Here is a 6,629-nt window from a genome sequence, read left to right as displayed (position 1 = left end):
CACCTCCGACCTGGACGATCTCCTGGCCAGGCTCGACCAGCACACCGCCGATCACCCAGAAGAATCCTCCGCCGCCAAGGCCGCGTGATCAACCCCCGAAGGACTTACGACGCAGACCACTTAGGCTGGCCTAACGTGCCGATGGTGGGGGGCGTGCCAAGTCGGCGGAAAGTGACCGGATGTCGAACCGGCGGACCGTCAACTTCCCCGGGCCGCAATGGAGGTGAGGGCACGTCGACCCCGGCGGCCGAAGCCTGCCGGGGTCGTGTCGTGGAGATCGGTTGAATCAGTGCGTCACGGTGACGATCACGGGGCCACCCCATCGGTCGGCAGCCCCAGCGTCTCCGGCAGGCCCAGCGCGATGTTCATGCTCTGCACCGCGCCGCCCGCCGTCCCCTTGGTGAGGTTGTCGATGGCGCACACCGCGACGAGGCGTCCCGCAGCCGGGTCCACGGCGATCTGCACCAGCGCCGTGTTGGAGCCCGCCACCGCGCCGGTCGTGGGCCACTGTCCTGGCGGCAGGAGACGTACGAACGGCTCCTCGGCGCAGGCCGACTCGTACGCCGCGCGCAGTCGCTCCTCCGTCGTGTCGGGCAGCAGGCGGGCCGAGCAGGTCGCGAGGATCCCGCGCGCCATGGGGGCCAACGTCGGGGTGAAGGAGACCCCGACCGGCGTGCCCGCCGCGAGGGAGAGGTTCTGTTCCAGTTCGGGAGTGTGCCGGTGGCCGCCCCCGACGCCGTAGGGGCTCATCGACCCCATCACCTCGGAACCCAGCAGGTGGGGGCGGAGCGCCCGCCCGGCCCCCGAGGTGCCGCTGGCCGCGACGACCACGGCCTCCGCTTCCAGCAGACCGGCGCCGTAGCCGGGCCACAGGGCCAGGGTGACGGCCGTCGGGTAGCAGCCCGGCACCGCGATGCGGGTGGCGCGGGCGAGGGCCTCGCGCGCGCCGGGCAGTTCCGGCAGGCCGTACGGCCAACTCCCCGCGTGTTCGCCGCCGTAGAACCGCTTCCAGGCGTCCGGGTCCCGCAGTCGGAAGTCGGCCCCGAGGTCGATCACCAGCGTCGTCTCGGGCAGGCGCCCGGCGATCGCGGCCGATTCGCCGTGTGGCAGGGCCAGGAAGACCACGTCGTGTTCCGCGAGCCGGTCGGGGGAGGTCTCCTCCAGCACCCGGTCGGCGAACCGGTGCAGGTGGGGCTGGACGGTGCCGAGCGTGCGCCCCGCGCTGGTGTGCGCCGTCAGCGCGCCCACCTCGATCCCGGGGTGGGTGCCGAGCAGCCTCAACAGCTCGCCGCCGGCGTATCCGCTCGCTCCCGCGACGGCTACCCGCACGTTCATCTCGGCTCGCCTTCGCCCGTGTTCGGTGCAGTGGTCATCAGAGTTCCAGTTCGTCGATCAAGGTGGTGGTGGTGCGTACGACGGCTCCGCGCGCGGCGGACCAGCGCAGCGCGAGGGCGTGTTCCTCGGCGGACACGTCGGCCACCGCGTCGGCGACGACGAAGGGCTGGATGTCGTTCATGTACGCGTCGGCGGCGGTCAACAGGACCCCGGAATGCGCGAAGAGACCGCAGACGATCAGCTGGTCACGCCCCGAGATCCGCAGGATCCGTTCCAGGTGGCTCCGCAGGAACGCGTTGTCGCGGGTGTTGGTGATCACGTGTTCGCCCAGGGAGGGCGCCGGAGAGGCGGCGATGCGCCCGTCGGGAGGCGTCGCGACGCCGTCCTCGGGGGGACCGGTCGGCCGGAGGGCGGGGCCCCGCCGGTCGGGGGAGGTCGGGGGTTCCGCGCTGAACACGACCGGGATGCCGAACCGGTGGGCGGCGGCCCGCAGCCGGGCGACGTTGGCGACCAGGTCGACCAGGGGTGAGACCCCGGGCGGGAAGACCTGGAGCAGGTGGTGCTGCATGTCGTGGATCAGCAGTGCGGCCCGACCCGGATCGATCTTCCACGGTGCGGCGGACCGCGGCAGCGTGTCCTCGTCGGGCATGGCGTAGCGCTCGGCCGTCGGAAGCCCCATGGCCGCATTCCCCCTTGGTCCGGTCGGGCGCAGGCCGGTTCCCGCCCCATCGAAACTTAGCTTAGCCTAACCTAAGTGAGTTCGATCTTGGCGGCGTCGGATCGCCGGGAGACCCCGGTGGTCCGACGCCGCCCGGGGGTGGCCGCCGCTCGGGGGATTGCGTCCGTCGAGCGGGCTCAGTCGGACAGGGCCGCCGAGACCACGCTCCGGGCCTCCTCCTGGACCGTCGCCAGGTGGTCGGGGCCGAGGAACGACTCGGCGTAGATCTTGTAGACGTCCTCGGTGCCCGACGGGCGCGCGGCGAACCAGGCGTGTTCCGTGGTCACCTTGATTCCGCCGATCGCCGCCCCGTTGCCCGGCGCCTGCGTCAGCACCCCCGTCACCGGTTCGCCCGCGAGCGTGTCCGCGGCGACCTGGTCCGGGGACAACCGGCCGAGCACCGCCTTCTCCTCGCGGGTGGCGGGGGCGTCGATGCGCGCGTACGCCGGTTCCCCGAACCGGCCGGTGAGTTCCGCGTACCGCTCGCTGGGCGTCTGCCCCGTCACCGCCAGGATCTCCGACGCGAGCAGGGCCAGCAGGATCCCGTCCTTGTCGGTGGTCCACGGTGAACCGTCGTGCCGCAGGAACGACGCTCCCGCCGACTCCTCCCCACCGAAACCGAGGGCGCCCGAGGCCAGCCCCTCCACGAACCACTTGAAACCGACGGGCACCTCCACCAACTGGCGCCCCAGGTCGCCCGCGACCCGGTCGATCATCGCCGACGACACCAGCGTCTTGCCGATGCCCGCGGTCGCCGGCCAGTCCGGGCGGTGCGCGAACAGGTAGGCGATGGCGGTCGCGAGGTAGTGGTTGGGGTTCATCAGGCCGGCGTCGGCGGTCACGATCCCGTGCCGATCGGCGTCCGCGTCGTTGCCCGTCGCGATCTGGTACCGGCCCGCGCTCTCGATCAACGAGGCCATGGCGTAGGGCGAGGAGCAGTCCATCCGGATCTTGCCGTCCCAGTCCAGCGTCATGAACCGCCAGGTGGGATCGGTGTACGGGTTCACCACCGTCAGGTCGAGGCGGTGCTCCTCGGCGATCCGGCCCCAGTACGCCACGGATGCGCCGCCGAGCGGGTCGGCCCCGATCCGCACGCCCGCCGCGCGCACCGCGTCCAGGTCGAGCACGGAGGGCAGGTCCGCCACGTACGCGCCCAGGAAGTCGTGGCGCCCCGTCGTCCGGGCGGCCAGCGCCCGCGCGTACGGGATCCGCCGCACCTCCTTCAGCCCGCCCGCGATGATCTCGTTGGCGCGCGTCTCGATCCAACCGGTGGCCGCCGAACCCGCCGGCCCGCCGTGGGGCGGGTTGTACTTGAAGCCGCCGTCCGCCGGCGGATTGTGCGAGGGGGTGACCACCACGCCGTCGGCCAGGCCGGCGGAGCGTCCCCGGTTGTAGGTGAGGATGGCGTGCGAGACCGCGGGCGTCGGCGTGTACCCGTCGGCCGAGTCGATCAGCACCGTCACGTCGTTGGCGGCGAACACCTCCAGGGCGGTCACCCGGGCCGGTTCCGACAGCGCGTGCGTGTCGGCGCCCAGGAACAGCGGCCCGTCGGTGCCCTCCCGCGACCGGTACTCGCTGATCGCCTGGCTCGTCGCCGCGATGTGGTCCTCGTTGAAGGACGTAGACAGCGACGATCCGCGGTGCCCGGACGTGCCGAAAGCGACCCGCTGGACGGGATCCGAAGGGTCGGGGCGCAAGGCGTAGTACGCGGTCACGAGCCGGGCGACATCGATCAGATCGCCCTGCTCCGCCGGTCGGCCCGCTCGCTCGTTCGGCATCCGCCGGTTCCTCCACACTCGTCGGGGTGATCGACCCGGTTCGGGTCGCGCGGACCACCGGACCCGCGGGCCTCGGCCCGCGCCGCCCGCCGCGTCATCGTCCGCCCAGCCTTCCCCGTACCGGCGCCCGTCACGCCTTCGGCCGCGGCCCGAACCGTCCGGTGAAACGGCACGGGGGAGCGCGATCGGGGGCGGCCGGGGTGACGACCGGCTCCGGCCCGCCGCGGATTCGACCGTCCGCCGGACGCCCACCTGGCCCACCGGGGGCGTGCCGGACGCCGCCCGACGGACCTGCGGACCGCGGGCCCCGGTCAGTCGCGCGCGGCGCCCAGCACGGCCACCGCCGCCACCATCCGGTCCCAGAAGAGGTCCGTTCGCAGGCCCACGGCCACCCGGGCGTTCGCCGGCCGGCCCAGACGCCCGTGCAGGTCCACCACGGTCGCCCCGCGCGTGTGCCGTCCGTGCAGCTCGACGGCGACGTGCGCGTCGACGCAGTCGACGATCCGGGGATCGATGACACGGGCCACCGCCACCGGATCGTGCACCGGGGGAGCGGAGAACCCCCACAGCCGGCGGTAGGTTCCGGCGAAGTACCGCAACAACTCGACGCAGATCCAGCCGAGTTCCGAGTCCAGTGCCTCGAACCGGGCCAGTACCGCAGGGGTGGCGAGCGCCTGATGGGTGACGTTCAACCCGCACATGGTCACCGGGACACCACTGCGGAAGACGATGTCCGCGGCCTCCGGGTCCACATGGATGTTGAACTCGGCGGCCGGGGTCCGGTTCCCCCGCTCCGTCGACCCGCCCATCAGTACGATCTCCTTGATCCGCCCGGCCACTTCGGGATGGCGGGTCAGCAGGAGCGCGATGTTCGTCAGCGGAGCCGTCGGCACGAGCGTCACCGGCTCGGGATGTTCCGTCAGGACCCGCCGCAGCAACTCCACCGCGTGTCCGGGGACCGCCTCCACGGTCGGTACGGGGAACCGCGGACCGTCGATCCCCGACACCCCGTGCACGTCCTCGGCCACCTCCAGCGGCTCCACCAGCGGGTGCGCGCACCCCGCCGCCACCGGCACGCCGGTGATGCCCGCGACCGTGCACACCCGGAGCGCGTTGAGCGTGGTCTTGTCCAGGGTCTGATTGCCCGCCACCGTGGTGACGGCCAGCAGGTCGATCGCCGGATCCCCCGCCGCCAGCATGATGGCCAGGGCGTCGTCGTGCCCGGGATCGCAGTCGATGACGATCGGAACGGCCAATGCTGGCCCCTCTCCTCGGCCCGCCGAGGAGGCGGGTCTCGTCCTGGTCCCAGTGTGCCCCCGGTTCCCGAACACGGGCCCACACGAACCGGCCCTCCGTACGCCCCCGTCACCCGCCGCGCCTCGGCCGGATGGAGCAGGCCGCAGGCGGCGGGCCGGACGTGACCCGATGCTGGGCCGAGACACCGCCCGGGCCCGCGGGGGCCCGAAACCGAGGAGGTACCAGCGTGCGTCCGCTGCACACCCCGAGCCGATCCGCCGCCCGTCCCCGTCCACGCGGCCTGCGGCGTGCGGCGGTCGCCGCCCTCGCCGCGACCGCGCTCGCCGGCAGCCTCACCCCGGCCGCCGCGGGAACCGGCCCGGCCGAGCCGCCCCGGGACCGGTCCCTCCAACGACAGCTGCTCGCACTCGTCGAGGCTCCGGGCGGCCCACCCGGAGCCATCGCCGTCCTCCGGCGCGACGGCCGCCAGGAGGTCTACCGGGCGGGCGTGGCCGAGATCGGCCGCCGTGAGGCACCCGGCCTCGACGACCACATGCGGATCGCCAGCGTCGCGAAGGCGTTCAGCGGCGCGGTCGCCCTGAGCCTCGTCGACGACCACCGGCTCGGCCTCGACGACACGATCGGCCGGCGGCTGCCCCGCCTGCCCCGGGACTGGCACGCGGTGACGCTCCGCCAACTGCTGAACCACACCAGCGGTCTCCCCGACTACACCGAGGACCCCGAGTTCCTGGAGATCCTCACCGCGGACCCCCGCCACCGCTTCGACTCCCGCCGACTGCTCGACTACGTGGCCGACGAGGACCTCCGCTTCGAGCCCGGCTCGCGCTACCAGTACTCCAACTCGGACAACATCGCCGTCGCGCTGATGGCCGAACAGGCCACCGGCCGCCGCTACGAGGAACTGCTGAAGGAGCGGGTGTACCGGCCGCTCGGCCTGCGCAGCACCAGCCTGCCGCAGGGCTACCGGCTGCCGGAACCCTTCATGCACGGCTACGCCGTCGAGCCGCCGGCCCCGCCGGAGGACGTCAGCGAAGTGCTCGGAGCCTCGGGCGTCTGGGCGTCGGGCGGCATCGTCTCCACCCCGCGCGAACTCTCCGCGTTCATCCGCGGCTACGCGGGGCCCGAGCTGCTGTCGCCGCCGACCCAACGCCAACAGCAACGGTTCGTGCGGGGCGGCGCCTCGGAGCCCGCCGGCCCGGGCGCGAACGCCGCCGGACTGGGCATCTTCCGCTACACCACGCGCTGCGGGGTCGTCCTCGGCCACACCGGAAACTTCCCCGGCTACACGCAGTTCGCCGCGGCCACCCCGGACGGCAAGCGGTCGGTGACCGTGTCCGTCACGAGCCAGGTGCCGCTCGACCCGGAACTCCTCGACCGGCTCCGCGCCACCGAGGAGAACTTCGTCTGCCGCCTCCTCGGGGATCACTGACGGCGGTCCGCACACCGGGGGCCCGGCCGAGGCCCGATCCCCGGGCGACCGACGGGGCGTCACCCGACGCCCCGTCACCCCATCGGAGCGTCCGCCTCGCGCGTCTCCCCTC

General features: G+C 73.2%; 5 protein-coding genes. 1 reads left to right on the top strand and 4 read right to left on the bottom strand.

Annotation, left to right across the window (positions count from 1 at the left end):
- Positions 1–306: 306 nt before the first annotated feature.
- The 4 genes from argC to OTB19_RS18325 all read right to left on the bottom strand — a co-directional run bounded on the left by argC (position 307) and on the right by OTB19_RS18325 (position 5,087).
- Entirely contained in the window at positions 307–1,335 is a 1,029-nt protein-coding gene (gene argC, locus OTB19_RS18340) for an N-acetyl-gamma-glutamyl-phosphate reductase (RefSeq protein ID WP_267799347.1), read from the bottom strand.
- Positions 1,336–1,372: 37 nt separating this feature from the next.
- Positions 1,373–2,014: an isochorismatase family protein gene (locus OTB19_RS18335; protein ID WP_267799346.1), complete on the bottom strand. Its 642-nt coding sequence runs from the start codon at positions 2,012–2,014 to the stop codon at positions 1,373–1,375.
- Between the two features lie 176 nt (positions 2,015–2,190).
- Complete coding sequence (pgm, locus tag OTB19_RS18330; RefSeq protein WP_267799345.1) at positions 2,191–3,831, bottom strand: phosphoglucomutase (alpha-D-glucose-1,6-bisphosphate-dependent); 1,641 nt, start codon at positions 3,829–3,831, stop codon at positions 2,191–2,193.
- Between the two features lie 311 nt (positions 3,832–4,142).
- Positions 4,143–5,087, bottom strand: a complete 945-nt coding sequence (locus OTB19_RS18325) for a nucleoside hydrolase (RefSeq protein WP_267799344.1) — start codon at positions 5,085–5,087, stop codon at positions 4,143–4,145.
- A 227-nt stretch (positions 5,088–5,314) separates the two neighbouring features.
- On the opposite strand from OTB19_RS18325, the gene OTB19_RS18320 reads away from it, so the two are divergent.
- Positions 5,315–6,517: a serine hydrolase domain-containing protein gene (locus OTB19_RS18320; protein ID WP_420716854.1), complete on the top strand. Its 1,203-nt coding sequence runs from the start codon at positions 5,315–5,317 to the stop codon at positions 6,515–6,517.
- The last annotated feature ends 112 nt before the right edge of the window (positions 6,518–6,629 follow it).

Source organism: Streptomyces sp. H27-H5, from assembly GCF_026627505.1.
Taxonomy (GTDB): domain Bacteria; phylum Actinomycetota; class Actinomycetes; order Streptomycetales; family Streptomycetaceae; genus Streptomyces.
This window is presented reverse-complemented; position numbering and strand designations above follow the sequence as displayed.

Bases quoted from the DNA above. Each gene is read 5' to 3' on its own strand.
- argC (WP_267799347.1), bottom strand. From the start codon at position 1,335: ATGAACGTGCGGGTAGCCGTCGCGGGAGCGAGCGGATACGCCGGCGGC.
- OTB19_RS18335 (WP_267799346.1), bottom strand. From the start codon at position 2,014: ATGGGGCTTCCGACGGCCGAGCGCTACGCCATGCCCGACGAGGACACG.
- pgm (WP_267799345.1), bottom strand. From the start codon at position 3,831: ATGCCGAACGAGCGAGCGGGCCGACCGGCGGAGCAGGGCGATCTGATC.